Here is a 26,108-nt window from a genome sequence, read left to right on the forward strand (position 1 = left end):
TTTATTCCTTGCTGATGCCGGCGAACTTGGTGGAGCCAAACGAATAGTAGGGCATGGCCAGTTGCGCACCGAGCAGGCTGGCCGCGCTTTCGCTCTTGCTGGCGATCGGCGAGTTGGCGATCGTCAGGCTGGCTTCGCTCAGCATCGATGCGGCACGCCTGTCCGCGGCGGTGGGGTGTACCTCGATGCCGGGCAGGGTGAAAACCTTCGCGCCGTCGATCGAGGCGGGGACCTTGGGGGCATTGGGGCTTAGGGCGATCAGGCCGACCGTGGTGAACAGAACCGCGGCTGTGATGGCGATGGGGTTCGGCGCTTTCATGTCTGCTCTCCTTTAGTGCTGTCGTGGACCGGTGTTGTAGTGAACTATAACACTATCTCTGAAACTGTCAACAGCGGGGTGGCTGTGACTGATGGCCTAGGGGCCGTATGGGGGTGCCACCGCGGCTCTTGGGACCGGATCAAGCATGCGTGAGGGCCTGCGGAGCGGGCAGCGGAGGGTGTCAGGGATCGGTTCTGACAGGCATCACCCTGGCTGGCCCGGTCGGCTAAAATCGCCAATTCCTTACGAGGAGCACGACCTATGTGGTACGCCATCACCGGCACCGACCATCCTGAATCGCTGGAACGCCGCTTGTCCGCGCGTCCGGCGCATCTGGCGCGCCTGCAGCAGTTGCAGGCGGAGGGGAGGCTGCTGTTGGCAGGGCCGTTTCCCGCCATCGATGCCCAAAACCCCGGTCCGGCCGGTTTCACCGGCAGCCTGATCGTGGCCGAGTTCTCTTCGCTGGCCGAGGCGGAGCAATGGGCCAAAGCCGACCCCTATGTCGAAGCCGACGTGTACGCCAATGTGAGCGTCAAGCCGTTCCTCAAGGCGCTGCCCGCATGACAGCGGCGATGGTCGAGGAAATCCGCCAGCGCCTGGCCACGGCGCTGCAGCCGGTCGAGTTGGACGTGGTGGACGAGGGCTACAAGCACGTCGGCCATGCCAATGAGGGCAAGGGGCACTTCCACGTACGTATCGTGAGCGCCGCTTTCGCCGGCCAATTGCCGATCAAGCGGCACCGGCTGGTCTACGCGGCGCTGGGCGAGTTGATGGATCACGGCATTCACGCCCTGTCGATAGACGCCAAATCGCCCGATTGATCGAGCAGTTGATTAAGAGTCAATTGCTCTGCCGCGCGCCACGCATTGCGGCGCTGTCCCGCGTTTGGCACAGTGACCCGTCGCCAGCGCCAGCGGGCTATCACTTTTCGAGCATCTGAATCTGCATGCGCCTAACCACCATCAAACTTGCCGGATTCAAGTCCTTCGTCGACCCGACCACCCTGCATCTGCCCACCAATATGACGGGCGTGGTGGGGCCCAACGGCTGCGGCAAGTCCAACATCATCGACGCGATCCGCTGGGTGATGGGCGAAAGCGCAGCCAGTCGCCTGCGTGGCGACTCGCTCACCGACGTGATCTTCTCCGGCTCCAATGCGCGCAAACCGGTGGGGCAGGCGAGTGTCGAGCTGATCTTCGACAACTCCGACGGCACCATCCAGGGCGAGTACGGCCAGTACGCCGAGATCTCGGTGAAGCGCCAGGTGACGCGCGACGGGCAGTCCTCGTATTTCCTCAACGGCGCGCGTTGCCGCCGCCGCGACATCACCGATCTGTTCCTCGGCACGGGCCTGGGGCCGCGCAGCTACTCGATCATCGAGCAGGGCATGATCAGCCAGATCATCGAGGCGCACCCCGAGGAGCTGCGCACGCATCTGGAAGAAGCCGCCGGCATCTCCAAGTACAAGGAGCGTCGCAAGGAAACCGAGAGCCGCATCAAGGCCACGCGCGAAAACCTCGACCGCGTGCGCGACGTGCGCGACGAGGTGGACAAGCAGCTTGAGCACCTGAACCGTCAGGCGCGCGCGGCGGAACGCTGGAAAGGCTATAAGGAAGAGCAGACGCGCAAGGAGGCCGAGCTGCGCGCACTGGAGTATCGCGCGCTCAAGGGCCAGCGCGATGGCGAAGGGCAGGGGCTTTCCGCCGCCGAGATCGAAATCGAAAAGCGGCTGGCCGAACAACGCCAGATCGAATCGCAGATCGAAAGCGTGCGCGAGCGCCATGTCGAGGCCAGCGAGCATTTGAACTCGGTGCAGGCCGAGGTTTACAAAGTCGGCTCGGAAATCGCCCGCGTCGAGCAGCAGGTCAAATACAACAAGGAAACTGCCGAACGTCTGCAGCGCGCGCAGCTGGATGCCGAACGCGAGCATGCCGAATTGGCGGCACACATCGCCACCGACCGCGATCAAGTAGAAACCCTGCGGATGGCCCTGGCCGAAGGCGAGCCCAAGCTGGAAGCCTTGCAGCAAATGCAGGACGACACTTCCGAAAGCCTGCGCCAAACGGAGACCAAGCTAGCGGACTGGCAGCAGCGCTGGGACGCGTACACGCGCACCGCTGGCGAGGCCAGCCGTGCCGCTGAAGTGGAGCGCACCAAGCTCGCCTATCTCGACCGGCAGGCGGTGGACCTGTCCAAGCGCAAGGACGCCCTGGAAGCCGAGCAGAAGGCCACCGACGTCGTTGCGCTGGATGCTGCGGCCGAGCAATTGCACACGGAGCACGACACGCAGCGCGAACGCGTGGAATCACTCGGTGGCATGCTTGACCAGCACAAGCTGGCGTACGAGAAGGTTCTTGACGAAGAGCGCCAGGTACAGAGCGCGCTCAACGATGCGCGGCAGCAGTTGCAGACAGCGCGCGGTCGCCTCGCTTCCTTGGAAGCTTTGCAACATGCCGCGCTGGGGCAGGAAGAAAGCGCCGCCAGCACCTGGCTCGCGCAGTTCGGTCTGGACAAGAAGCGTCGCCTTGGCGAAGTGCTGCAAGTGGAGGCTGGCTGGGAAACGGCAGTGGAAACCGTGCTTTCCGGCTTTATCGACAGCGTGCTGGTCGACGGCGCGCTCGATCTGGCCAAGGAATTCCATGCGCTGAGCAATGCCGATGTGGCATTGCTCGATGCAGCCGAAGGTGGCGCAGCCACGGCCGGTACGCTGGCCGCGCACGTGCGTGGTCCGGCTGCGGCCATGGCGATCCTGGGCCATGTGCTCATTGCCGAAACCATTGGCGAAGCGCATCAGCGGGTTTCCGGCCTCGCGGCGTTGGCGCCGTACCAGTCGGTGATTACGCGCACGGGCGAGTGGCTGGGGCCGGGCTGGGCCAGCGTGCGCCGCGCGCAAGGCAATCAGCTGGGCGTGCTGGCGCGCGAGCGGGAGATCCGCACGCTCAATGAGCAGGTCGAGTCTTTGGAAGCGCGCATCGAGGAAGCCGGCGTGCGCCTGGATGCTTTGCGCACCAGCAAGTTCGAAGCCGAACGCGCTCGTGATGACGCCCAGCGCGAGCTTTACAACGCGCATCGCCGCCAGTCGGAATTGGCCGGCCAGTTGCAAAGCCACCGCGGCAAGGTGGAAACCGCGCGGGCGCGTGCGGAAAAGGTTGCCGGTGAACTGTCGACGCTGCTGGAACAGATGGATGAGTTGCAGGCGCAAACACGCGAAGCCCGCGCGCGCCTGGACGAATCGGTCAACAACATGGGCGATCTGGAAGACCAGCGCCGCGAACTCGAAAACGAGCGGCGCGCCCTGCTGGAAGCCCGTGAAGAGGCGCGCATGAACGCGCGGGAAGCCGCCGACCAGGCGCACGCGCTCGCGCTCAGCATGGAATCGAAACGCTCCTCGCTCGCTTCGTTGGATCAGGCGCTGGCGCGCATGGACAATCAGATCCGCCAGATCGAAGCGCGCCGCAGCGAAATCACCGAACAATTGGCCGCCGGTTCCGATCCCATCGCTGAGCTCGAAGCCGAGCGCCAGACCTACCTCGACCAGCGCCTGCTGGTGGACAAGCAGCTGGTGGAGGCGCGCCGTGCGCTGGAGGAATGCGATATCGCCCTGCGCAAGCTTGAGCAGCAGCGCCACAACCTGGAGCAGGATCTGTCGGGCTTGCGCGAAAGCCTGTCGGAGAAGAAGCTTGCCGCGCAGGCCTTGCAGATGCGCGCCGAGCAACTGGCTGAAGCCATCGCCGCCTCGGGTCTGGATCTGGAGACCTTGCTCACCGAGCTGGCCGAAGACATCGATGCGGCGCAATGGCGTCAGCAGCTGGCAGATCTTGCGCAGAAGATCGCGCGCCTGGAGCCGGTGAACCTGGCCGCGATCCAGGAACATGCCGAACAGAGCGAGCGCAAGACCTATCTGGACAATCAGCTCACCGACCTGGTCAGCGCGATGGAGACGCTGGAAAACGCGATCAAGAAAATCGACCGCGAAACGCGCCAGCGCTTCAAGGAGACCTTCGATCGCGTGAACGCCGGGGTGCAGGAGCTGTTCCCGCGCCTGTTCGGTGGTGGCCACGCCTATCTCGAGCTGACCGGCGACGACCTGCTCAGCACCGGGGTTTCGATCATGGCGCGTCCGCCGGGCAAGCGCGTTTCCAACATCATGCTGCTGTCCGGTGGTGAGAAAGCGCTGACCGCGGTATCGCTGGTGTTCGCAATCTTCGCGCTCAATCCGGCGCCGTTCTGCTTGCTGGATGAGGTGGACGCGCCGCTCGATGAAGCGAACGTGGGCCGCTTCTCCAACATGGTGCGCGAGATGAGCGAAAAGGTGCAGTTCATCTTCGTCTCGCACAACAAGGCCACGATGGAGGCGGCAAGCCAGCTTTGCGGCGTTACCATGCGCGAAGCGGGCGTTTCCCGACTGGTGCAGGTCGATCTTGCCGAGGCGACCAAACTGGTCGGGGCTGCCTGAGGTTGAGGTCGCTAGAAGTTAAGGATGTTCATCATGCTTGGATCCGAATTGGCTGTTGCGTGGAACCCCTGGGTCGGCATTCCGCTGGCGCTGGTCGGTGTGATCGTGCTGCTGCTGGTGTGGTTGTTTGGCGAGCCGAAGAAAGAGCAGGGCAAGCGGCGTCTGGTTGCCGAACCTGGCAGCGAGCGGCGCGAACCGACACTGGGCGAGCCGGCTGAGGAGGGCGATGCCTTCGCGGGCGATCTGCAGGATCGGATGGACCCCTTGTTCAGGGAGGCGGAGCCACACCAGGGCGAGCTGGACGTAAACCTGCGCGCGGAGCTGGAGAAACTGGGCGCTACACTGGCCGACCAGCGGCATGAGGTTGTGCCTGGCCCCAAACCGACCGGGCAGTCGGCTTCCATCGTGGAAATGCTGCGTTCGCCTTCGCAGCCCGAAGCGGGGCGCGCGGCGCCACCGGTTGAGGTGCCGACGGCAGCACCTGCGCCCGCGCCAGCGCAAACGCCAGCACCTGCGTCGGCTTCAGCGCCATCCCCTCGCGTTCCGCCGCGTTCCGATCTCGGCAGGCGCCCCACGCAAATGCCGGTGGAGCGCATCGTCAGCCTGTTCGTGATGGCGCGCGAAGGCCACGCCTTCAACGGCGCAGATTTGATCGTTGCCGCCGAAAAGGCCGGCCTGGAATACGGCGACATGGGCATCTACCACCGTCTGGTGGATGGCAGGCGCGAAGCGGGGCCGATCTTCAGCGTGGCCAATATGGTCAAGCCAGGCAGTTTCGACCTGACCCGGCTCGATGCTTTGCGCACGCCGGGCCTGAGTTTCTTCATGACCCTGCCGGGGCCGGTCACGGCCCTGGATGCGTGGGATGCCATGCTGCCCACCGCGCAGCGTCTGGCCGAATTGCTCGATGGCCAGGTGCTGGATGAAGAGCGCAACGCCTTGGGGCGCCAGCGCATTGCCCACATTCGCGACGAACTGCGTGGGTGGGATCGCGAGCACGACGGCGGCGAAATCCGTTTTGGCCGTTGAGCCGAAGCTTTGCTGACAAAAAAAGCGCCCGGTTCAGGGCGCTTTTTTTTGGGGCGGGGGAGCCGCTCGATCAGGCGGCTTTGCTGGCCAGGGAGCCGATGGAGTGGCGGGCCGTGGCGATGGCCTTCACCTTGTGCTCGGCGCTCAGGTTCACGCCTTCGGCGCGAATGAACTCAACCTCGTCGATGCCGATGAAGTTGAGCACGGCACGCAGGTAGTTTTCCTGGAAGTCCAGGCCGGCGGCCGGACCGGTGCTGTACACGCCGCCGCGGCTGGACGCGATGATCACGCGTTTGCCGCCGGCCAGCCCTTCCGGACCCGCCTCGGTGTAGCGGAACGTCTTGCCGGCCACCACGACCCGATCGATCCATGCCTTCAGCTGGCTGGGAATGCCGAAGTTGTACATCGGGGCGCCGATCACCAGGATGTCGGCCGCTTGGAATTCGTCCATCACGGCCTGGCTGAGCTGGGCTGCGTCGCTGGCGGCATCCATGACCGGTGTCCAGTGCGGCAGGGGGTGGGCACTCAGGTCGCGGTAGGTGACCTGCAACGAGGGGTTTTCCTGGGCGAGCTGATCGACGATCGCCGCGCTCAGTTCGCGCGAGACGGAATGCTGGCCCAGTGAGCTGGCGTCAAGATGCAAGAGTTTCATGGTGGTATCTCCATCCAAAATCGGCAGGGCCGAGGTTGGAATTAAAGATAGATCTGGAACAAACTGCCGATAAGATAGGGCTTTCGGAACTTATCGTTCCTCAAGGGAAACGACGATGAACGCATTGCCAGGCGCCATGCAGGACCTCAACGACCTGTACTTCTTCGCCTCTGTGGTCGAGCAGGGGGGCTTTTCGGCCGCCGGGCGTGCCCTGGGGGTGCCCAAATCCCGCTTAAGCAAGCGCATCGCGCAGCTGGAGGATCGTCTGGGCGTTCGGCTGTTGCAGCGGACCACGCGGCGCTTTGTAGTCACCGAGGTCGGCGAGCGCTTTTACGGGCATTGCCGCGCGGTGCTGGAAGAGGCGCGGGCCGCGCAGGACGCCGTGGACGAACTGCGGGCCGAGCCGCGTGGTGTGGTGAGGCTGAGCTGTCCGGTGTCGCTGACGCAGACGGTGCTTGCCTATCTGTTGCCGGAATTCATGGCGATGTACCCGAAACTGCAGGTGCGGGTGCTTTCCAGCGATCGCCGCGTGGATCTGATCAACGAAGGCTACGATCTGGCCATTCGAGTGCGAACCAGGCTCGACAGCGATGCCAACATGATCCTGCGCAGCTTCGGCCAGTCGCGTGTCCTGCCGATCGCGAGTCCGTCCTTGCTCAAGACCTATGGCCGTCCTGCCCATCCCGACGACCTAGCGCGCCTGCCCGTCGTATCCATGCATGAACACGAAGGTCCGCAGGTATGGGAGCTGATCGACGGCAAGGGCGAGCGGGTGAGTGTGGAAGTGCAGGCCCGCCTCATCACCGGCGACTTTGCGATGCTGCTGGAAGCGGCGCGTGCCGGCATTGGCGTGGCGCTGCTGCCTGAATTCGTTTGTGCACCAGCCATCCACCGCGGCGATGTCGAGGCTCTGCTGCCCGATTGGAGCGCACCGGAGGGAGTGATGCATTTCGTTTACCCGAGCCGTCGAGGCATGTTGCCGGGCGTGCGTGCCCTGGTGGATTTTTTTGCGGCGCGCTTGCCGGAGGCGACGCGCTTGAGTCATGAAAGATGCAAGACCCGGCCGCTCAACGACTTGAATGTTTCGAAACAGGCATCCCCATAAACCCATGCTGGCGCGTAGGCTGGGATGGCAATCCCGGCATTGGGATGCCGCATAGAAAGCTGGGATTAGCATTCCAGCCTACGCACTGCTTGAATGTTTCGAAACAAGCATCCCCATAAAGCCATGCTAGTCTTCGCGTTTAGCCATCCATACCACCCATCATGACCATCGAAACCAAGCTTCCGAAAGTCGGTACCACCATTTTCAGCGTGATGAGTCATCTGGCCGTGCAGCACAAAGCGGTGAACCTTGGCCAGGGTTTTCCCGATTTCGAACCGCCGCAAGCCCTTCGCGACGCGTTGAGCGAGGCTATGGCAAAAGGGCTCAATCAGTACGCGCCGGGCATCGGCACGCCCGCGTTACGCGAACAGATTGCGCTCAAGACCGAGCGGCTGTATGGACATAAGTTCAGTCCCGATAGCGATATCACGGTGACTTCCGGCGCCACCGAGGCGCTGTTCGCCGCCATTGCCGCCGTAGTGCGTGCTGGCGAGGAAGTGATCGTCTTCGATCCGGCGTACGACTCCTACGAGCCGGCCATTGAATTGCAAGGCGCCCGTGCGGTGCATATCCCGCTCACCGTGCCGAGCTTTTCGATCGACTGGCAGCGCGTGCGCGATGCGATCACGCCACGCACGCGCATGATCCTGATCAATAGTCCGCACAATCCTTCGGGGGCGGTGTTGTCGGCGCAGGATCTGGACGAACTGGCGGCCATCGTGCGCGATACGCCGATCATGGTGCTGTCAGATGAAGTGTACGAACACATCGTCTACGACGGCGCCGAGCATCAGAGCGTACTGCGCCATCCGGAATTGGCCGCGCGCAGCATCGTGGTATCCAGCTTCGGCAAGACCTACCACTGCACCGGCTGGAAAGTCGGTTACGCGGTGGCGCCGACCAAGCTCTCCGCGGAATTCCGCAAGGTGCACCAGTACCTCACGTTCTGCACCTTTCATCCTGCGCAGGTGGCGTTTGCCCAATTCCTGGCCAGCGCGCCCGAGCATTACCTGGAATTGCCGGCCTTCTATCAGGCCAAGCGTGACCGCTTCCGCCAGCTGCTGGCGCCGTCGCGCCTGAAATTGCTGGACGTGCCGGGTGGTTATTTTCAGTTGGTCGACTATTCGAGCATCCGCAACGAGGATGACGTCGCTTTCTGCGAATGGTTGGTCAAGGAGGGCGGCGTGGCCGCCATTCCATTGACCCCGTTCTACGCAAAGGCACCGGGTACGCACTTGGTGCGTCTGTGTTTCGCCAAGAGCGACGCCACCATGGAGGCCGCTGCGGAGCGCTTATGCAAACTCTGAACGTTTCCCTCGTGCAGGGCGCCACGCGCTGGCACGATGCGCCCGGCAATCGCGAGTACTACGGCGAACTGGTCCGGCGCGTAGCAGGGCAGAGCGATCTCGTCGTGCTGCCGGAAACTTTTCTTTCCGGCTTCAGCAATGACACGCGCGCCAGCGCGGAAAGCATGGACGGTGAAGGCGTGGCCTGGATGCGTGCGCTGGCCGGTGAGGTGAGGGCGGTCGTGACCGGCAGCCTTGCCATTCGCGAAGGCGACAAAGTCTATAACCGCCTGATCTGGGCGCGCCCGGACGGCAGCTATGAACAGTACGACAAGCGCCATTTGTTTCGCATGGCCGGCGAGCACACGCGTTATGGCGGTGGATCGCAGCGACTGATCGTCGAGCTGAAGGGCTGGCGCATCCTGCCGCAGGTCTGCTACGACCTGCGTTTCCCGGTGTGGTTGCGCAATCGCCGCCTGGCATCGGCGGGCGGCGGCATGGACTACGACTTGGCGTTGTTCGTCGCCAATTGGCCGGCGCCGCGAAGGCAGCCGTGGCGCACGCTGTTGCGGGCGCGCGCGATCGAAAACCTCGCTTATGTGATCGGCGTGAATCGGGTGGGCGTGGACGGCAATGATCTGCCTTACGCCGGTGATAGCACGGTGATCGATCCGGTGGGCGAGCCGCTGGTCGAATTAGGCTCGCAGGAGCAGGTCATCACGGTAGCGGTGGATCCTGCGCCCTTGCAGCAGCACCGCGAGCGTTTTCCGGCCTGGATGGATGCCGACGAATTCACGCTCGGCGACGCCTAAGCGTTGTTCACTTTCTACGGCGGGCGAATGCTCGCCGTTTCAAAAAAAATTCACGAAGAGTATTGACGGCCGAGCCCCTTACCTGAATAATTCCGCTTCTTGCTTCGGCGCCTTCCGGTTTCGGCGGGTGGTCAGGGCAGAAGAATGCAAACCACGCGCCCGTAGCTCAGTTGGATAGAGTACCAGGCTACGAACTTGGTGGTCGGGAGTTCGAATCTCTCCGGGCGCGCCATATTCAACAGGCACGATTTTGAATTCGTGTCTGCATTGCAGGCAAAACACCGTTTGCAGTGAAACCGGACGAAGAAGTCCGGCGTGTTCGATACGGATTGACGGGCCCGAGTGTCACCCGTAGCATTTCAAGACTAAGGTGTGCGAAAGCCGACCTGGGTTTCGAAAAGGAACGGGGTATAGCTCAGCCTGGTAGAGCGCCAGCTTTGGGAGCTGGATGTCGTGGGTTCGAATCCCTCTGCCCCGACCAGCCGGTGTTCTGCCCAGCAGGTATTAAGCCTGTAGTCAAAGCGCCTGTAGCTCAACCGGATAGAGCATCGGCCTTCTAAGCCGACGGTTGCAGGTTCGATTCCTGTCGGGCGCGCCAGCTTCGTGGTTACGGTGGGCGTAGCTCAGTTGGTTAGAGTACCGGATTGTGATTCCGGTTGTCGTGGGTTCGAGTCCCATCGTCCACCCCAATTCAAGCAGTTCTGGGCCGTTAGCTCAGCTGGTAGAGCAGTTGACTCTTAATCAATTGGTCGTAGGTTCGAATCCTACACGGCCCACCAGCTAAAGAAGCACCTGGAGAATTCCAGGTGCTTTTTTCTTTGCGCGCCTTTTACCCGGGCTGCCCAAACGATTCCCGGGGTGGGTCGTGCGCCTACCTCCGGGGATGGATTTCAACGGCAAGCCCATCGCCGAATACGCGCTTGTGCTGGGCCGCTGCCGAACCGTAAAATGGGTATTCTTTGGCGCAAGGTCGCCATCGCCCCAGGTCGCGGCAGGGCAGGCATTCGAGGGTCGCATTGATCCAAGAAAGTCGTTGAGTATCCGCAGCTTGCAATCCGGCGAACGATGCGAAAGTGGCGGAATTGGTAGACGCACTGGATTTAGGTTCCAGCGGGTAACCCCCGTAAGGGTTCGAGTCCCTTCTTTCGCACCATCGGATACCTTGAGCCTGATTTGTGGGCGGGTCACACCGCCTCGGCGCCGGTACGGGCCATTACAGGACATTCCAGGAGACGTCATGCAGTTTTCGGTTGAAAACGTCGGCAAGCTCGAGCGCAAGCTCACGGTGAAATTTCCCGCGGAGCGCTTTGAGTCGCAGGTCAGCGCACGCATTGCGGAGATGAGCCGCACGGTCCGCCTGAAAGGCTTCCGTCCAGGCAAGGTGCCAGCCAACGTGATCCAGCAGCGCTTCGGCGCCCAGGTGCGCGGTGAAGTGCTGTCCGACCTGATCGGCAGCACGCTGCGTGAAGCCTTCGAGAAGGAAAACCTGCGCCCCGTCGCCAATCCCGCCATCGATACCACCGGCCAGCCGGAAAACGGCGAAATCGCCTATACCGCCACCTTCGAGGTGATGCCGGAATTCCCGGAAATCGATGTGTCCAAGCTGGAAATCAGCCGCCCGGTCGCCGAAGTCACCGATGCCGACATCGAGAAGATGATCGAAACTCTGCGCCAGCAGCGCCGCAGCTTCAATGAAGTCGAGCGTCCGTCCGCGGAAGGCGATTTCGTGATGTTCGAATACGACGCCCTGGCCGGCGACTACCGCTTCCCAACCGAGGGCCAGGAGCGCGCTGGCAGCGTGCTGGGCTCCGGCACCCTGTTCAAAGCGCTGGATGGAGCGCTCACCGGCCGCAAGGCGGATGAGACGTTCGAAAGCGAGATCGAGTTCCCTGCCGACTTCCGCAATCCGCAGCTTGCCGGCAAGTCCGCCAAGGTCAACTTCAAGGTTGTGAAAGTACAGCAACCGACGCTGCCGGAAGTGAATGCCGAGTTCATCCAGCTGTTCGGCATCGACGATGGCGACATGGAGCATTTCCGCAAGGAAGTGCGCGCCAATCTGGAGCGCGAACTGAAGGCCGCCCTGATGGGCCGCCTGAAGTCCCAGGTGGCGGAGAAACTGGCCCAGACGCACAGCGATCTGGAGGTGCCCAACCTGATGGTGCAGGGCGAGGCACGCAACCTGGCGGCAGCCAGCGTCCCGCGTGGCCAGCAGCCTCCGCAGCAGCTGGTCGATTCCGCCGTGCCGGCCGCGCGCCTGCGCGTCATTGCCGGCCTGCTGATGGGTGAAATCGCCCGCAAGACCGAACTCAAGCTGGACCGTACGCGCCTGGCCGAACAGCTCGCCGCGATTGCCTCGACCTACGAGGAGCCGGAGAAGGTCATTGAACTCTACAATGGCGACCCCCAGCTGATGTCAGGACTGCAGAACCGCGTCATGGAGGATCAGGTGGCCGAGTGGGTGGCCGAACACGCCAACACCACCGTGCAGAACCTGAGCTTCGACGAGGTGATGCGCCCGGTCGGCGCCTGAGGCGATTCGTTCAGGCTCGACGTATGGCCAGGGCGTGGCAAGGGTAGGCATTACCTTTGCACGCATCAGGTTCGATCCCTATCGAACGCTGCACCGCGAATCGGGCACATACTTCATGTGCCGGATTCGCGGCCGGTTTTCGCTCCGGTTCGCTGGTGGATGGAATCGCCAACCTGCTAGTCTGGCTTGGACCTACGAATCGATTTTAAGTCCCCATACCCGGAGAGCCGCACGCATGGCCATGGACCCGATCCAGAACCTCAACCTGGTGCCGATCGTTGTTGAGCAGACCGCTCGCGGCGAACGTTCGTATGACATCTACTCGCGCCTGCTGAAGGAACGGGTGATCTTCCTGGTCGGTGAAGTCAACGACCAGGTGGCCAATCTGCTGGTAGCGCAGATGCTGTTCCTTGAATCGGAAAATCCCGACAAGGACATCCATCTGTACATCAATAGTCCCGGCGGCGCCGTCACGGCCGGCCTGGCGATCTACGACACCATGCAATTCGTCAAGCCCGACGTGAGCACGATGTGCGTCGGACAGGCCTGCAGCGCCGCGTCGCTGTTGCTGATGGCCGGAGCCAAGGGCAAGCGCTATTCGCTGCCCAATTCACGCGTGATGATTCACCAGCCCTCGGGCGGTGCACGCGGACAGGCCACCGACATCGAGATTCAGGCCCAGGAAATCCTGTACCTGCGTCGCCGGCTGAACGACATTTACGTTCACCATACCGGCCAGGAGCTGGATAGGATCGAACGTGATATGGAGCGCGATCGCTTCATGAGCGCAGAGCAGGCCAAGGAATACGGCCTCATCGACGCCGTTCTGGACCGCCGGGCCGTAGAAACGGTCAAGTCGGCCTGATTTCGGCCGAAGCCATCACAAAAGTGGCGGTTCCGGGTCCGGGTGCGGACTCGGAACCCTGTGCTATTCTCGACCCGTACCGGGATTTTCTAGCAGGATCAAACGAATGACTGACGAGCGGCAGGGCCGTTCCAACGACAGCGGCAAGATTCTTTACTGCTCCTTCTGCGGCAAGAGTCAGCATGAAGTTCGCAAGCTGATCGCGGGTCCATCCGTGTTCATCTGCGACGAGTGCGTTGAGCTGTGCAACGACATCATCCGCGAGGAGCTGGAAGAGAAGGCCGCCTCCGGGCGCAGCCAGCTGCCTAAGCCCAAGGAGATCATGGAGACTCTCGACCAGTACGTGGTCGGGCAGACTCGTGCCAAGAAGGCATTGGCCGTTGCGGTCTACAACCACTACAAGCGCATGGAGTCGCGCCAGCGCAGCGACGACGTAGAGCTGGGCAAGTCCAACATCCTCCTCATCGGCCCGACCGGTTCGGGCAAGACGCTGCTGGCCGAAACGCTGGCGCGCTTGCTCAATGTGCCGTTCACCATCGCCGACGCGACCACGCTGACCGAAGCCGGTTACGTGGGCGAGGACGTGGAGAACATTATCCAAAAGCTGTTGCAGAAGTGCGACTACGATGTGGAGAAGGCGCAGTCGGGCATCGTCTACATCGACGAAATCGACAAAATCTCGCGCAAGAGCGAGAACCCGTCGATCACGCGCGACGTTTCCGGCGAAGGCGTGCAGCAGGCACTGCTGAAGCTGATCGAGGGCACGCTCGCTTCGGTGCCGCCGCAGGGCGGCCGCAAGCATCCGCAGCAGGAATTTCTGCAGGTCGATACCAAGAACATCCTGTTCATCTGCGGCGGTGCGTTCGCGGGGCTGGAGAAGGTCATCCAGCAGCGTTCCGAAACCACCGGCATCGGCTTCTCCGCGGAAGTGCGTTCCAAGGAACGTACGGAAAACCTCGGCAAGGTGCTGGCTGAAGTGGAGCCCTCCGATCTGGTGCGCTTCGGCCTGATTCCGGAGTTCGTCGGCCGCTTGCCGGTGGTGGCAACCCTGGATGAGCTTGACGAAGCCGCACTGGTGAAGATCCTCACCGAGCCGCGTAACGCGGTCACCAAGCAGTTCCGCAAGTTGTTCGAGATGGAAGGCGTGGAGCTGGAGTTCCGCCCGGAAGCGCTGCAGGCGATCGCGCGCAAGGCGCTCAAGCGCAAGACAGGCGCCCGCGGCCTGCGCACCATTCTGGAGCAGGTCTTGCTGGATACGATGTACGAACTGCCGTCGCTGGAGCATGTCAGCAAAGTCGTGGTTGACGATGCTGTCATCGAAGGCCAGGCAGAGCCGTATCTCATCTATCGCGGGAACCTGCAACAGCAGGCACGCATCGGCAGCGAGAAGAGCGGCGACGCCGCTGCCTGATCGCAGTCCATACGGTGCATGAACGACGGCCTCGGCGGCATCCGCCGGGGCCGTGTTTTTTCCGTTATTGCGTCGGTACTTGTGTGCGTCGTTCAGCGCCTCCACTTGACGACTCAATGGCCACGGCGCAGTGTCGGGGTCGTCAGCCGTAGTGGTGCCGGATGCGCCGCATGAGCTTGGATGTACCGAGCCGGCTGATGCCGTAAAGATGGCCTGGATGGCTGTTCCAAGGTTTTCACCCTTTTTTCGCGAGAGATCTCCTGCGATGGCAAAAAGTGCCGCAATCCCCACTGTTACTGGCGCCGCCCTAGACGTACTGCCCGTACTTCCGCTGCGTGACGTGGTCGTGTACCCGCACATGGTGATTCCGCTGTTCGTGGGGCGCGACAAATCCATGCGCGCGCTGGAGCGCGCGATGGAAGGCGAGCGTCAGATCCTGTTGGTAGCGCAGAAGAGCCCGGATATCGACGATCCGGCGATCAAGGACCTGCACCAGATCGGCACGCTTGCCGGCGTGCTGCAATTGTTGAAGCTACCCGACGGTACCGTGAAGGTGCTGGTCGAGGGCCAGTCGCGCGTAACCATTGATGAGTACCAGGATGAATCGGGCATGCTCGTCGCGCGCTCGCATGTCATCGAGCCCGTGTACAGCATCAAGGATCGCGAACTGGACGTGGTTTCGCGCACGCTGGTTTCGCTGTTCGAGCAATTGGTGAAGCAGAGCCGCAAGCTGCCGCCGGAAGTGCTGGCCACGCTTTCGGGCATTGATGATCCCTCACGCCTTGCCGACTCGATCGCCGCGCATCTTTCCGTGCGCATGGCGGACAAGCAGAAAGTGCTGGAAACCTCGGACGTTGCCCAGCGCCTGGAATTGCTGATCGGTCTGGTCGATGGCGAAATCGACCTGCAGCAAGTGGAAAAGCGCATCCGCGGCCGCGTGAAGTCGCAGATGGAAAAGAGCCAGCGCGAGTACTACCTCAACGAGCAGATGAAGGCGATCCAGAAGGAGCTGGGCGAAAGCGAGGAAGGTCCGAACGAAATCGAGGAACTGCAAAAGAAGATTGAAGAAGCCGGCATGCCCAAGCCCGTGCTGGCCAAGGCACGGCAGGAATTCGGCAAGTTGCGCCAGATGTCGCCGATGTCGGCCGAGGCCACTGTGGTGCGCAACTATCTGGATTGGCTGATCGGCGTGCCGTGGAAGAAGCGCAGCAAGGTCCGCAAGGACCTCGCGTTGGCGCAGCAGGTGCTGGATGCCGATCACTTCGGCCTGGAGAAGGTGAAGGAACGCATCCTCGAATACCTCGCCGTGCAGCAGCGCGTGAGCAGCATGAAAGGCCCGATCCTGTGCCTCGTCGGTCCGCCCGGCGTGGGCAAGACCTCGCTCGGCCAATCGATCGCCAAGGCGACCAACCGCAAGTTTGTCCGCATGAGCCTGGGCGGCGTGCGCGACGAAGCGGAAATCCGCGGTCACCGTCGCACCTACATCGGTTCGATGCCTGGCCGCATCGTGCAGAACATGAACAAGGTCGGCAGCAAAAATCCGCTGTTCGTGCTCGACGAAATCGACAAGATGTCGATGGACTTCCGTGGCGACCCGTCATCGGCGCTGCTGGAAGTGCTCGATCCGGAGCAAAACCACACCTTCAACGATCACTATCTGGAAGTCGATCTCGATCTTTCGGAGGTGATGTGGATTGCCACCGCCAATTCGCTGAATATCCCGGGGCCCTTGTTGGATCGCATGGAAGTCATCCGCATTCCCGGTTACACCGAGGATGAAAAACTTGCGATCGCGCAGAAGTACCTGCTGCCCAAGCAGATCAAGGCCAATGGCCTGAAGCCCGACGAGGTCGCGGTGGATGCAGAGGCTTTGCGCGATATCGTGCGCTATTACACACGCGAATCGGGCGTGCGCAATCTCGAGCGCGAGATCTCCAAGATCTGCCGCAAGGTGGTCAAGCAGCTCACCCTGGGCGAACTCAAGGAGGGCGCGGAGCCTGCCAAGCCGAAGAAGTCGGCCAAGGCGGCGGCCGGCAAGGTCAAGGTCAATTCCGACAATCTCGAGAAGTATCTCGGTGTGCGTCGCTTTGATTTCGGCCGCAAGGAATTGCAGAACGAAATCGGCCTGGTCACGGGCCTGGCGTGGACGCAGGTCGGCGGCGATCTGCTCAGCATCGAAGCATCGATCGTGCCGGGCAAGGGGCGCCAGGTGCATACCGGCCAGCTCGGCGACGTGATGAAGGAATCGATCCAGGCGGCCTTGTCGGTGGTGCGCGCGCGTGCCAATCGGTTTGGCATCGATCCGGATTTCCACGAGAAAATCGACCTGCACATTCATGTGCCCGAAGGCGCCACCCCGAAGGATGGGCCGAGCGCGGGCATCGCCATGTGCACGGCGCTGGTGTCGGCGCTGACCAAGGTGCCGGTGCGCTCCGAAGTGGCGATGACCGGTGAAATCACGCTGCGCGGTCGCGTGCTGCCGATCGGGGGCTTGAAGGAAAAATTGCTGGCGGCGCATCGCGGCGGCATCACCACCGTGATCATTCCGGACGAGAACCGCAAGGATCTGGCGGATATTCCGGAAAACATCACCGGTTCGCTGGACATCCATCCGGTGCGCTGGATCGACGAAGTGCTCGATATTGCGCTGGAGCATGCGTTGCGGCCGTTGCCGGCCAAGGAGCCGGCCGAGGCAGGTGCGGGTGGCAGCGAAGCCGTGCCGCACGACGATGCTGCCGAGACACCCGCACGGCCGCACTGACTTTAGTCGTTCCGAAGCTGTCCTTGGGACGGGCGGCACGTGTAACGTGCCACCCGTTTCGCAAGGCGCCATAGCACAGCCGGATGACGTTTGCATAGCGTTTGCCTATGCGTAACGCCCCTGCTGAACCACCGCAATGCCTTGGTAGCACTCGTATTGCGGACCTTTAGGGGCGCTGGTATAAAGTCTCACCTCATCCTGACGTCTCATTCCGATGCACAGCGATGCGGGGCTGCCTGGCAGCGCCCGGCTCGAATCGACTCTTTCCCGCCTTAGTCCCGTCCCAATTTTCCGCGGGCCGAATACCTGTTCAAGGGAGTAACTCAATGAATAAAACCGATCTGATCAATGCCGTCGCCGAAAAAGCCGAACTGACCAAGGCTGATGCGGGCCGTGCCCTCGAAGCATTCTTCGAGACCGTGCAAAAGGCGCTGCAAAACGGCGATGACGTCGCGGTCGTCGGCTTTGGCACCTTTACCGTACGCAGCCGTGCTGCCCGTACCGGCCGCAATCCCCGTACCAACGAGGAGATCAAGATCGCCGCCTCCAAGGTTCCGGCGTTCAAGGCTGGCAAGACGCTCAAGGACGCCCTAAACTAAGCGGCCCGCTAGGGTCCGGGGGTGCTTAGCTCAGCGGTAGAGCGTCGCCCTTACAAGGCGAGGGTCGTAGGTTCGATCCCTACAGCACCCACCAGTTAAGTGGAGCGGTAGTTCAGTCGGTTAGAATGCTGGCCTGTCACGCCGGAGGTCGCGGGTTCGAGTCCCGTCCGCTCCGCCACGGTTTGCAAGGGCGCCCCGGTGGCGCCCTTGTTGTTTAGGTCACGCGCGGCGACGCGCAAACTTACATCGCGGGAAGAACCATGCTGCAGTCACTACGCGACAAGATGCAAGGATGGCCGGCCATCATTGTGCTGGGCGTTGCCGTCTTCGCCATGTCGTTCTTCGGTATCGAAGGCTACTTCAACTCTCACGTTGAAACCTTTGTCGCCAAAGTCGGCAAGCGCGAAGTCAGCCAACAGCAATTCCAGGACACGATCAATCGCATCCGTCAGCAGCAGCGTGCGCAACTGGGTGACCAGTTCGATCCGACGGTGTTCGACAAGCCCGAATTCAAGCAACAGATCGTCGACGGGCTGATCAGCCAGCAGCTGATGTTGCAGGCCAATGAGGATCTGGGCATGCGCGTGTCGGACGTAGCGCTGCGCGACACCATCGCTGCGAACCCGGCATTCCAGGTCGACGGCAAATTCAACGGCGACATGTATCGCGCGCAATTGGCCGGAGCCGGCATGACGCCGGAGATGTACCAGGACAACATGCGCAACTCGATGGAGAGCAGCCTGCTGCAGGATGCGATCAGCGGCAGCACCGTCATTACGCCCGCCGATATCGATCGCTACCTCGACATCAGGTTGCAGCGTCGCGACATCCGTTATTTCGTGCTGCCGCGTCCGGCGCCCCAGGACAGCCAGGTGACGGACGCGCAAGTGCAGGATTACTACAAGGCGCACCAGGCGGATTTCATGAATCCGGAGCAAGTGTCGCTGAAGTACATCGAAGTCAATGGCGCGGATCTGAAAGCCGATACGCAGCCGACCGATGAAGAGTTGAAAAAGCGTTACCAGAGCGAGATCGCGCGTTTCGGCATGCCGGAAGAGCGCGAGGTCTCGCATATCCTGATCAACGTGCCGAAGAACGCAACGCCTGCACAGCAGAAGGCGGCGCTGGACAAGGCTGAAAAAATCGCTGCTGAAGCCACTCCGGCCAATTTCACCAAGCTCGCGCAGCAGGATTCGGACGACCTTGGCTCGAAGCTGCAGGGCGGCGACCTGGGCTGGCTGCAAAAGGGCGTGACCAACGCCGCCTTCGACGCGGCGATGTTTGCGCTGCAGAAGGGCCAGATCTCCAAGCCCGTGCTGTCCGACGAGGGCTACCACATCATCTACCTGCGCGATGTTCGCAGCGGCCAGACCAAGCCGTTCGAGCAGGTGCGGGGCGAACTTTTGAAAGAAGCCACGGCCGGTGACCGCGACCGCGTGTACAACGAAACCGCGGGCAAGATGACCGATCTCACTTCGCAGAATCCCGGTTCGCTGGAGCCGGCGGCGCAGGCGTTGCATCTTGAGATCAAGCAAACGCCGCTGTTCAGTCGCGCCGGCGGGCAGGGGATCGCTGCCAATCCCAAACTGATCGCCGCCGCGTTCTCCAATGACGTGCTCGCCTCCGGCAACAACTCGCCCTTGGTCAACCTCGACAAGACCGACTCGGTGGTGGTGCGCATGGACAAGCACATTCCGGCATCCGCCAAACCGGTTGCGGAAGTCCACGACACGATCGTGCAGAAGATCCTCGACCAGCGTATTGCCGAGGCCGCGCACCAGAAGGCGGACGTATTAGTCCAGCGCCTGGCCAAGGGCGAAGACATCGCTGCGCTCGCCCAGGCCGAGCACGCCGACCTGAAGACTTCCAACCAGGCCGAGCGCGTCCAGCAGGGCGTGCCGCAGCCGGTGCTTGAACAGGCCTTCAAGACGCCTCATCCGGGCGCCGATGGCAAACCGCAATACGCGAGCATCGAGCTGGATCAGGGTACGTACGCCGTGCTGGCCGTCGACAAGGTGGAGGCGGCCGATCTCTCCAAGCTGACCGCCGAGGAGCGCCAGCAGCTCTATCGCCAGATGGTGCAGGTTTACGGCGGCGTGGAAAGCCAGGGCTTCGTCGATATGCTCAAGACGAAGGTCAAGATCGAAATTGCCAAGGATCGCATGTAGTCCAAACGCATGAAATTTCGCGTAAAAAAAGGCGGCTTTGAACAGCCGCCTTTTTTTGTGCGCTTGAGACGCCGCGCTCATCCATCGCGGGGCGTATGAAGTCTTGCGGGCGTGGACCGGCCGATGCGCTCAGGGCTGATCCGGCGAGTCGAGCTTGAGCACTTGGCCTGGCTTCAGCGCCTTGCCATGCAAATGATTCAAGCGTTCGAGCGTGCTCATGCTGATCGAATAGTGGTGCGCGATCTGCCACAGGCTTTCGCCGGACTTCACCACGTGCGTGCGCGGTGCATCTGAGTGCGCGCTGTCGGCCTGGTCGGCATAGATCGCCGGCAAAGGCGTGTTGTTGGAGGTGCTGGCCACCATGCCCTGGTCGTTGGCGATTTGCATCGCGTTGCGCAGCAGTTCGGCATTGCGATGCGGCATCAACAAGTGCGCTTGCGTTTCCGTGTCCAGAAAATTGCTCTGCAATGCGGGATTCAGGCGCTTGAGCGCGTCGGTTCCCATGCCCGCATGATCGGCTGCGATGGACAGGGGCATGCCGTGGTCGATTTGCACCGTTTCAAGATGCTGATCGGCCGGAAGGGTTGGCAGCTCAACATTGAAACGCGAGGGGTCGCGCACCACGCAGGAAATCGCCAGCAACTTGGTGAGATGTTCGCGCGTCACCTTCGGTACCGGCCACTTGGGAATGGCCGGCTCGTCCGGCGGTAAACCATGTTGCTGCACCATCCGTTGCACACCGAATTCGCCGCGATTGAATGCATAGTCGACCAGGCGCCAGTCATGCAGCTGGTCGTGGTAATCGTGCAACAAGTGCATCACGCCATTCGTCGCGGCGGAGGTGTCCAGGCGGCCGTCATAACGGCGATCCATGTGCAAGCCCATGTGGTGCGCAGTGCTTTGCACCAGCTGCCACATGCCGGCCGGCAAATTGCGATGGCCGGGGATGGGGTGATACTCGCTTTCAACCCACGGCAACAGCACGAACTCACCGGCCACGTCGTTTTTCTCGGCCGCCTGCTGCACGTAGATCAGCTGTGGTAGCGCATCGCTCATCTGTTGCTCGAAGCGCTGCGGATTTTGCGTGTAACGATGCGCCCATACCATGATCTGCGGGTCCGCATCGCAATCTGCCATCGCAAAGCTGCCGCGCAATTTGTCCCATACGTTCGCGCCGGTCTCTTCGTAGGGAGCGGGCGAGGGCGCTGCTTGTGGTGCAGGCGAGGATGCGGTGGGCGGCAGGCCGGAGGGAGGAGGAATCGTAGCCGGTGCCGGCGATGCTGGCCTGGTCGCCGGAGGAGGTGCGCACGCGGCCAGCAAGGAGGCCAGGGCAAGCGGTAGAAGTCGTCGTGTGTGCTTCATGCCGTGAAGACGTCCTTGGCGGAGCGCAAGGCAGCGAAGCGTGCGACCGGATCATTGGCTGCGCCATGCCGGCGGCACCAATCGATCACGCCTTCGCTGTTCACGCGCAGGAAAGGATTGCAGGCAAGTTCGCTGGAGAGCGTCGCCGGCACGCTGGGCTGATGTTTGGCACGCAACTGCGCTACCTCTTCCAGCCGCTGTCTGAGCGCCGCGTTGTCGGGCTCCACCGTTTGTGCAAAGCGTCCATTCGCAGCGGTGTATTCATGGCCGCAACAAACCAGCAAATTGCCCGGCAACGAAGCGAGACGCTGCAGCGAGGCAAGCATTTGCGCAGGCGTGCCTTCAAACAGGCGGCCACAGCCCAGGCTGAACAGCGTATCGCCGCACAGCAGGACACCTTCGCCCGCATACACGATATGGCTGAGCGTGTGCCCTGGCACGGCCATCACCTGAAAGCGGGCAGACGGTTGTGCGAGCGCAATCGCATCGCCATCCCGCACGCGATGCGTGGCGATGGTAATGCGCTCGTCATCAGGGGCGTAAACCGGAACGTCGTGCACGTTGCGCAAAGTGCCGGCGCCATCGATGTGATCGTTGTGGTGATGCGTCAACAGGATCGCGCACAGCTTCAGTTTGCGCGCGTGCAGGGCTGCTTCCACCGGAACAGCTTCGCCGGGGTCGACCACCAGGGCGTGGCCGCTGTCATCGTGCAGCAGCCAGATGTAGTTGTCGGCAAGCGCCGGTAACGGTACGACGTGCAAGGGCGTTCTCCGCTCTGTTGCGTTGCCCGGGCCGAATGGGCAGTACATCGCCCATGCAAAACCGTCAGCGCATCCTTCGTATCGACTGGCGCAGGAGTCCCTATCTTGCGCGAGATCGCCGACTATATAGCCCGTGGCCTCCTAGATCGTTAGATATGTGTTAACCGGCGAGGTTCGACGCTGTAGTGTGCGACCGGTTCGTCTTTGTAAAGCCAGCCGTTAAACTGTCCTACATGCTTCCGACAGGCCTCCGGCAGATGCCCCAGCGCGCCCACGATATTTACGCAAGTGCGCCCATGCGTAGTCTGCTGGCTGATGAGACGATGGCCTACATGCCCGATGTGCGCCGCTGCGCCGGCAGCCGGGCCCTGCTGCTATCCGCGGCGCCGGACGACCAGCCGCCGAATCCGCCTTATCTGGGGCAGTGGGTGACACTGCACCTTGCCGAGGGCCGTCTTCGGGGTGACGTCTGCGCGAACGCCGAGGAACCGTTGCCGTTCATGGATGAGACTTTCGATCTGATCCTGCTACGCCACGCGCTGGAGCTGCCCCCGCTGTCGCTGGACGAGGTCGTGCGTGTGCTGGCGCCGGGTGGAATGCTGGTCCTTACCGGGGTCAATCCGCTGAGCGGATGGACCCCTTGGTGGCTGTGGCGAACGCGCGGTAGCGCCACGCAGGCCAGGTCGCCCATTCAGCTCGCCGCACGCCTGCGCCGCGCGGAAGTGCAGGTGGAGCGGGTGCAACGGGTGGGGCAAGTACTGCCGCTTTCTTCGACAGCGTCTGGCGGGGCGCCCGGCTGGCTGGGCGGTGGCTATGTGTTGATCGCGCGCAAGCGCGGCCCCGCCAATGCCCCGACCCGGCTGCGCCCCAAGCCGGTGACTGCACCGGTAAGAGCTGGCCTGGCGCCCGGTGCCCGGCGCAGCTCGGTGAGCTGAACAACCTTGATCAAACCAGACAACGGAGCGGAACGAGTGGCGGAAGTGGAAGCGTTTACCGATGGCGCATGCCTGGGCAATCCTGGCCCCGGTGGATGGGCGGCCTTGTTGAGAGCGAAGGGCGCCGAGCGCCTGCTGAGCGGCGGCGAAGCGCAGACCACCAACAATCGCATGGAACTGCTGGCCGCTATTGAAGCGCTCGAAGCGCTCAAGCGTCCCTGCCAGGTAGTGCTCACTACCGACTCCCGTTATGTGATGCAAGGCATCGAAGAATGGGTGCCGCGTTGGATCAGCAACGGCTGGCGCACTGCCGACAAGAAGCCGGTCAAGAACCAGGATTTGTGGCAGCGGCTGGCGAGTGCTGCAGCACCCCACAAAATTCGTTGGCAATGGGTGCGCGGCCATAGCGGGCACGAAGAAAACGAACGTGTGGATCAGGCAGCCCGGCAACAGGCGGAACTCTTTCGGAAGACAGCATGAGACAGATCGTCCTCGACACGGAAACCACTGGCCTGGAAGTTCGCCAAGGCCATCGCCTGATCGAAATCGCCTGTGTGGAACTGGTGGAGCGCCGAATCACCGGGCGTCATTACCAGACCTACCTCAATCCCGATCGAGCCATCGACGAAGGTGCGCGCGCAGTCACCGGCATCGAAGATGAATTTCTGCTCGACAAGCCACGTTTTGCTGAAATCGTGGATGAGTTCCTGGCCTTTATCGGCGACGCCGAGTTGATCATCCACAACGCGGCGTTCGACGTGGCGTTCCTCAATGCCGAACTTGCACGCGTTGGCGATCGTTACGGTCGCATCGCGGATCGCTGCAACGTGCTGGACACACTCCTGATGGCGAGGGAGCGCTACCCGGGACAGCGCAACAGCCTGGATGCGCTATGTAAACGACTTGGCGTCGACAATTCAGCGCGCGACCTGCACGGTGGTCTGATCGACGCGCAGCTGCTGGCGGACGTCTATCTTGCGATGACCTCCGGCCAGGTCGTGCTGGATCTGGGCTTTGAGGGCGGGGCGGAAACCGGTGCACATGCGGTGATCGCGCCTGTGATACTTGCGCTCCGGCCGCGCGTATTGCGGGCCAGCGAGGAAGAAGTCGATACACATTTGAAGCGCCTGGACGCGCTGGACAAGAGCGCGGGTGGCCAGTCTGTGTGGCGCAAACAGGAAGCATGATTTGTAGGCTGGGATGACAATCCCAGCTTTCTCCATGGCTTCCGAATGCTGGGATTGTCATCCCAGCCTACGCGGGTGTACGCCATCCAGCCGAGGATTCCCTAGTGGATGCGCGCCAATATCGCTGTGACATTGTCGCTGCCGCCACCTTCGAGCGCGGCGAGCAGCAGGTGATCAAGGCATTCTTGTGCGGCCAGGTTACGCCGGCCGATGATTTCCTCGATGCGGCTGTCGCTTACTTCCTCCGTAAGCCCGTCGCTGCACACCAGAAAGTTCATGCCCGGCTCAAGCCGGCCCTTGGCCATGCTTATATGCAGTTGTTCGAGCGCGGTAATGCCTAGCGCCTGCGTGAGGATATTGCGCTGGGGATGACGCCTGGCCTGGGCCTCATCGATGGCACCGGCCTCGACCAGACGCTGTACCAGCGAATGATCATGACTGATCTGCCGCAAGCCGTCTTTCCACAAATAGATGCGGCTGTCGCCCACCCAGGCCACCTCATAGTCCTGCTCGGTAAAACGAATCGCGGCCACCGTAGTACCCATTGGCAATGCGTCGTCATAGCGCTGCGCATGTTTGAGCAATTGCGCGGCGGCGCTGTGCACGGCCTCGGCCAACGACTTTCCTTGGCGTACGCACTCGACAATGGCATCACGCGCCATCGCCGAGGCCACTTCGCCATGCTGGTGCCCGCCCATGCCGTCGGCGACCAGGAACAGGCCAAGCGCCGCGTCGGCGAAATAGGTGTCTTCGTTGCGCGCGCGGCGCAAGCCGACATGGGTTCCGTGTCCGAATTCGATCATGAGTTTCAGCTGGGTGGATGCGTGCAGCATGCCGGATGTGAGTGTGTAGCGCAAAAGTCAGTCAGGGTCTGTCGGGCAGATTTTTCCGTGTCGTCATGCTGGCGGGGTGAGCTTGCCGTAAGCTCTTCAAGCGGCATGAGATGCCGGCCAGGGTTCGATCTTGGCCAGCTCGTCGCCGATCTGATCTTTGGTCATCGCGCGATCGTAGTCATCCTGCAGGCCGGTCCAGAAGCCCTCGCTGGTCCCGAAGAACTTCGCCAGGCGCAGTCCCGTATCCGCGGTGATCGAACGGCGCCTCGCAAGGATCTCGCTGACGCGGGTTTGCGCAATCCCGATCGACTTCGCCAGCCGGTAGGGAGTGATCTCCATGGGCTTGAGGAATTCCTCAAGCAGGATTTCGCCAGGATGGGGGTAGGGTACGATGCGCATGCTAGACAACCTCGATACTGCGTAACCTGATCAGTGGTAATCGATGATCTGAACGTCGTAAGCGTCACCGTCTTTCCACTTGAAGCACACCCGGAACTGATCGTTGATCCGAATGCTGTGTTGTCCCTTGCGATCGCCTTTGAGCACTTCCAGCCGATTGGCCGATGGAATAGCAAGTCTTCCAACGTCATGGCTCGGTTAAGCATCGCCAGCTTGCGCATGGCCACAGCTTCGATGTTGACCCATCGCTTCACCCGTTTACCTTCAAAGAGGTCTTTGGTCTCGGTACCGCGATAGGTTTTGATCATAAATTGCGCAGAATACTAACGCGTGACGATACTAACGTAAAACGGTAGTATTACCCTTCTGCTTGGGCGCACGATTGTCGGGTTTAGGCCAGCGGGATAGAACAGGAAAAAGGCTCGCATTGCTGCAGGCCTTCGTAGCGATGAGCCTGGGAAGCCGCGCTGTCCTGTTGTCACGGCAGCGCTTAGTCCGTATCATGCTCGGCTCACGCGACCCAAGACGCACCCTATTCGGAGAGGTGGCAGAGTGGTCGAATGTACCTGACTCGAAATCAGGCGTACGTGTAAGCGTACCGTGGGTTCGAATCCCACCCTCTCCGCCACCCATAAAAA

At 61.9% G+C, this 26,108-nt stretch carries 22 protein-coding genes, 9 tRNA genes and 1 pseudogene; 25 read left to right on the top strand and 7 right to left on the bottom strand.

Going from position 1 to position 26,108, the window contains the following annotated elements:
• Nucleotide 1: 1 nt before the first annotated feature.
• Nucleotides 2-319, bottom strand: a complete 318-nt coding sequence (locus tag QQJ96_RS03150; RefSeq protein WP_284330490.1) for a hypothetical protein — start codon at nucleotides 317-319, stop codon at nucleotides 2-4.
• A 261-nt stretch (nucleotides 320-580) separates the two neighbouring features.
• Between QQJ96_RS03150 and QQJ96_RS03155 the strand changes: the two genes are divergently transcribed.
• The 4 genes from QQJ96_RS03155 (at nucleotide 581) to zipA (ending at nucleotide 5,804) form a co-directional block, all read left to right on the top strand.
• A complete protein-coding gene (locus QQJ96_RS03155; RefSeq protein ID WP_284330491.1) occupies nucleotides 581-883 on the top strand; it encodes a YciI family protein in 303 nt (100 codons plus the stop codon).
• Entirely contained in the window at nucleotides 880-1,140 is a 261-nt protein-coding gene (locus QQJ96_RS03160) for a BolA family protein (protein WP_284330492.1), read from the top strand. Before QQJ96_RS03155 ends, QQJ96_RS03160 begins: the two co-directional genes overlap by 4 nt.
• Nucleotides 1,141-1,265: 125 nt before the next feature.
• Complete coding sequence (gene smc, locus QQJ96_RS03165; protein ID WP_284330493.1) at nucleotides 1,266-4,775, top strand: chromosome segregation protein SMC; 3,510 nt, start codon at nucleotides 1,266-1,268, stop codon at nucleotides 4,773-4,775.
• Between the two features lie 33 nt (nucleotides 4,776-4,808).
• On the top strand, nucleotides 4,809-5,804 hold the full coding sequence (gene zipA / locus QQJ96_RS03170) for a cell division protein ZipA (RefSeq protein ID WP_284330494.1): 996 nt from the start codon (nucleotides 4,809-4,811) through the stop codon (nucleotides 5,802-5,804).
• Nucleotides 5,805-5,874: 70 nt separating this feature from the next.
• Here the strand turns inward: zipA and QQJ96_RS03175 are convergent, their stop codons facing one another.
• Nucleotides 5,875-6,456, bottom strand: coding sequence for an FMN-dependent NADH-azoreductase (locus QQJ96_RS03175; RefSeq protein WP_284330495.1), 582 nt, complete (start codon nucleotides 6,454-6,456; stop codon nucleotides 5,875-5,877).
• A gap of 115 nt (nucleotides 6,457-6,571) precedes the next feature.
• Between QQJ96_RS03175 and QQJ96_RS03180 the strand changes: the two genes are divergently transcribed.
• The 17 genes from QQJ96_RS03180 to QQJ96_RS03260 all read left to right on the top strand — a co-directional run bounded on the left by QQJ96_RS03180 (nucleotide 6,572) and on the right by QQJ96_RS03260 (nucleotide 19,993).
• Nucleotides 6,572-7,561, top strand: a complete 990-nt coding sequence (locus QQJ96_RS03180) for a LysR substrate-binding domain-containing protein (protein ID WP_284330497.1) — start codon at nucleotides 6,572-6,574, stop codon at nucleotides 7,559-7,561.
• Nucleotides 7,562-7,722: 161 nt separating this feature from the next.
• Nucleotides 7,723-8,868: a pyridoxal phosphate-dependent aminotransferase gene (locus QQJ96_RS03185; RefSeq protein WP_284330499.1), complete on the top strand. Its 1,146-nt coding sequence runs from the start codon at nucleotides 7,723-7,725 to the stop codon at nucleotides 8,866-8,868.
• On the top strand, nucleotides 8,856-9,659 hold the full coding sequence (locus QQJ96_RS03190; RefSeq protein WP_284330500.1) for an amidohydrolase: 804 nt from the start codon (nucleotides 8,856-8,858) through the stop codon (nucleotides 9,657-9,659). Before QQJ96_RS03185 ends, QQJ96_RS03190 begins: the two co-directional genes overlap by 13 nt.
• A gap of 155 nt (nucleotides 9,660-9,814) precedes the next feature.
• Nucleotides 9,815-9,891, top strand: a tRNA-Arg gene (locus QQJ96_RS03195).
• A 172-nt stretch (nucleotides 9,892-10,063) separates the two neighbouring features.
• Nucleotides 10,064-10,140: transfer RNA gene (locus QQJ96_RS03200), tRNA-Pro, on the top strand.
• Nucleotides 10,141-10,180: 40 nt separating this feature from the next.
• Nucleotides 10,181-10,257 (top strand) — tRNA-Arg (locus tag QQJ96_RS03205).
• A 14-nt stretch (nucleotides 10,258-10,271) separates the two neighbouring features.
• Nucleotides 10,272-10,348: transfer RNA gene (locus QQJ96_RS03210), tRNA-His, on the top strand.
• Between the two features lie 14 nt (nucleotides 10,349-10,362).
• Nucleotides 10,363-10,438: transfer RNA gene (locus tag QQJ96_RS03215), tRNA-Lys, on the top strand.
• A gap of 288 nt (nucleotides 10,439-10,726) precedes the next feature.
• Nucleotides 10,727-10,812 (top strand) — tRNA-Leu (locus tag QQJ96_RS03220).
• Between the two features lie 84 nt (nucleotides 10,813-10,896).
• A complete protein-coding gene (gene tig, locus QQJ96_RS03225) occupies nucleotides 10,897-12,189 on the top strand; it encodes a trigger factor (RefSeq protein ID WP_284330501.1) in 1,293 nt (430 codons plus the stop codon).
• A gap of 235 nt (nucleotides 12,190-12,424) precedes the next feature.
• Nucleotides 12,425-13,054 carry an ATP-dependent Clp endopeptidase proteolytic subunit ClpP gene (clpP, locus tag QQJ96_RS03230; protein WP_284330502.1) on the top strand — a complete coding sequence of 210 codons (630 nt, stop codon included), beginning with the start codon at nucleotides 12,425-12,427 and terminating at the stop codon, nucleotides 13,052-13,054.
• A 106-nt stretch (nucleotides 13,055-13,160) separates the two neighbouring features.
• Complete coding sequence (clpX, locus tag QQJ96_RS03235; protein ID WP_126682755.1) at nucleotides 13,161-14,465, top strand: ATP-dependent Clp protease ATP-binding subunit ClpX; 1,305 nt, start codon at nucleotides 13,161-13,163, stop codon at nucleotides 14,463-14,465.
• Nucleotides 14,466-14,730: 265 nt separating this feature from the next.
• Nucleotides 14,731-17,226, top strand: coding sequence for an endopeptidase La (gene lon, locus QQJ96_RS03240; protein WP_284330503.1), 2,496 nt, complete (start codon nucleotides 14,731-14,733; stop codon nucleotides 17,224-17,226).
• Nucleotides 17,227-17,450: 224 nt separating this feature from the next.
• Complete coding sequence (locus tag QQJ96_RS03245) at nucleotides 17,451-17,825, top strand: HU family DNA-binding protein (RefSeq protein WP_486599108.1); 375 nt, start codon at nucleotides 17,451-17,453, stop codon at nucleotides 17,823-17,825.
• A 19-nt stretch (nucleotides 17,826-17,844) separates the two neighbouring features.
• Nucleotides 17,845-17,919, top strand: a tRNA-Val gene (locus tag QQJ96_RS03250).
• A gap of 7 nt (nucleotides 17,920-17,926) precedes the next feature.
• Nucleotides 17,927-18,003 (top strand) — tRNA-Asp (locus tag QQJ96_RS03255).
• Nucleotides 18,004-18,085: 82 nt separating this feature from the next.
• The gene (locus tag QQJ96_RS03260) at nucleotides 18,086-19,993 is read left to right on the top strand and encodes a SurA N-terminal domain-containing protein (protein WP_284330504.1); all 1,908 of its coding nucleotides are present in this window, start codon (nucleotides 18,086-18,088) and stop codon (nucleotides 19,991-19,993) included.
• A 129-nt stretch (nucleotides 19,994-20,122) separates the two neighbouring features.
• Here QQJ96_RS03260 and QQJ96_RS03265 read toward each other — a convergent pair whose 3' ends face one another.
• Together QQJ96_RS03265 and gloB are read right to left on the bottom strand one after the other, a co-directional pair.
• Nucleotides 20,123-21,355 carry a LysM peptidoglycan-binding domain-containing protein gene (locus QQJ96_RS03265; RefSeq protein WP_345782677.1) on the bottom strand — a complete coding sequence of 411 codons (1,233 nt, stop codon included), beginning with the start codon at nucleotides 21,353-21,355 and terminating at the stop codon, nucleotides 20,123-20,125.
• The gene (gene gloB / locus QQJ96_RS03270) at nucleotides 21,352-22,116 is read right to left on the bottom strand and encodes a hydroxyacylglutathione hydrolase (RefSeq protein ID WP_284330505.1); all 765 of its coding nucleotides are present in this window, start codon (nucleotides 22,114-22,116) and stop codon (nucleotides 21,352-21,354) included. Before gloB ends, QQJ96_RS03265 begins: the two co-directional genes overlap by 4 nt.
• Before the next feature lie 296 nt (nucleotides 22,117-22,412).
• On the opposite strand from gloB, the gene QQJ96_RS03275 reads away from it, so the two are divergent.
• Genes QQJ96_RS03275 through dnaQ form a run of 3 tightly spaced genes read left to right on the top strand, consistent with a single transcriptional unit; the run spans nucleotide 22,413 to nucleotide 24,238 of the window.
• Nucleotides 22,413-23,051: a methyltransferase domain-containing protein gene (locus tag QQJ96_RS03275; RefSeq protein ID WP_284330506.1), complete on the top strand. Its 639-nt coding sequence runs from the start codon at nucleotides 22,413-22,415 to the stop codon at nucleotides 23,049-23,051.
• A 36-nt stretch (nucleotides 23,052-23,087) separates the two neighbouring features.
• A complete protein-coding gene (gene rnhA, locus QQJ96_RS03280) occupies nucleotides 23,088-23,531 on the top strand; it encodes a ribonuclease HI (RefSeq protein ID WP_284330760.1) in 444 nt (147 codons plus the stop codon).
• Entirely contained in the window at nucleotides 23,528-24,238 is a 711-nt protein-coding gene (dnaQ, locus tag QQJ96_RS03285) for a DNA polymerase III subunit epsilon (RefSeq protein ID WP_284330507.1), read from the top strand. The genes rnhA and dnaQ overlap by 4 nt, the downstream gene beginning before the upstream one ends.
• A 101-nt stretch (nucleotides 24,239-24,339) precedes the next feature.
• On the opposite strand, the gene QQJ96_RS03290 is transcribed toward dnaQ, so the two are convergent.
• From QQJ96_RS03290 to QQJ96_RS03300, 3 genes and pseudogenes are all read right to left on the bottom strand, one after another.
• Nucleotides 24,340-25,041 (bottom strand): PP2C family protein-serine/threonine phosphatase, encoded by a 702-nt coding sequence (locus QQJ96_RS03290; protein ID WP_284330761.1) that lies wholly within the window; start codon nucleotides 25,039-25,041, stop codon nucleotides 24,340-24,342.
• A gap of 126 nt (nucleotides 25,042-25,167) precedes the next feature.
• Nucleotides 25,168-25,470, bottom strand: coding sequence for a HigA family addiction module antitoxin (locus tag QQJ96_RS03295; protein ID WP_284330508.1), 303 nt, complete (start codon nucleotides 25,468-25,470; stop codon nucleotides 25,168-25,170).
• A 30-nt stretch (nucleotides 25,471-25,500) separates the two neighbouring features.
• Nucleotides 25,501-25,778, bottom strand: a pseudogene (locus tag QQJ96_RS03300) (type II toxin-antitoxin system RelE/ParE family toxin).
• A 230-nt stretch (nucleotides 25,779-26,008) separates the two neighbouring features.
• Here QQJ96_RS03300 and QQJ96_RS03305 point away from each other — a divergent pair.
• A tRNA-Ser gene (locus QQJ96_RS03305) sits at nucleotides 26,009-26,098 on the top strand.
• Nucleotides 26,099-26,108 lie beyond the last annotated feature (10 nt).

Source organism: Dyella flagellata (assembly GCF_030160275.1).
In the GTDB taxonomy this organism is placed as follows: domain Bacteria; phylum Pseudomonadota; class Gammaproteobacteria; order Xanthomonadales; family Rhodanobacteraceae; genus Dyella_B; species Dyella_B flagellata.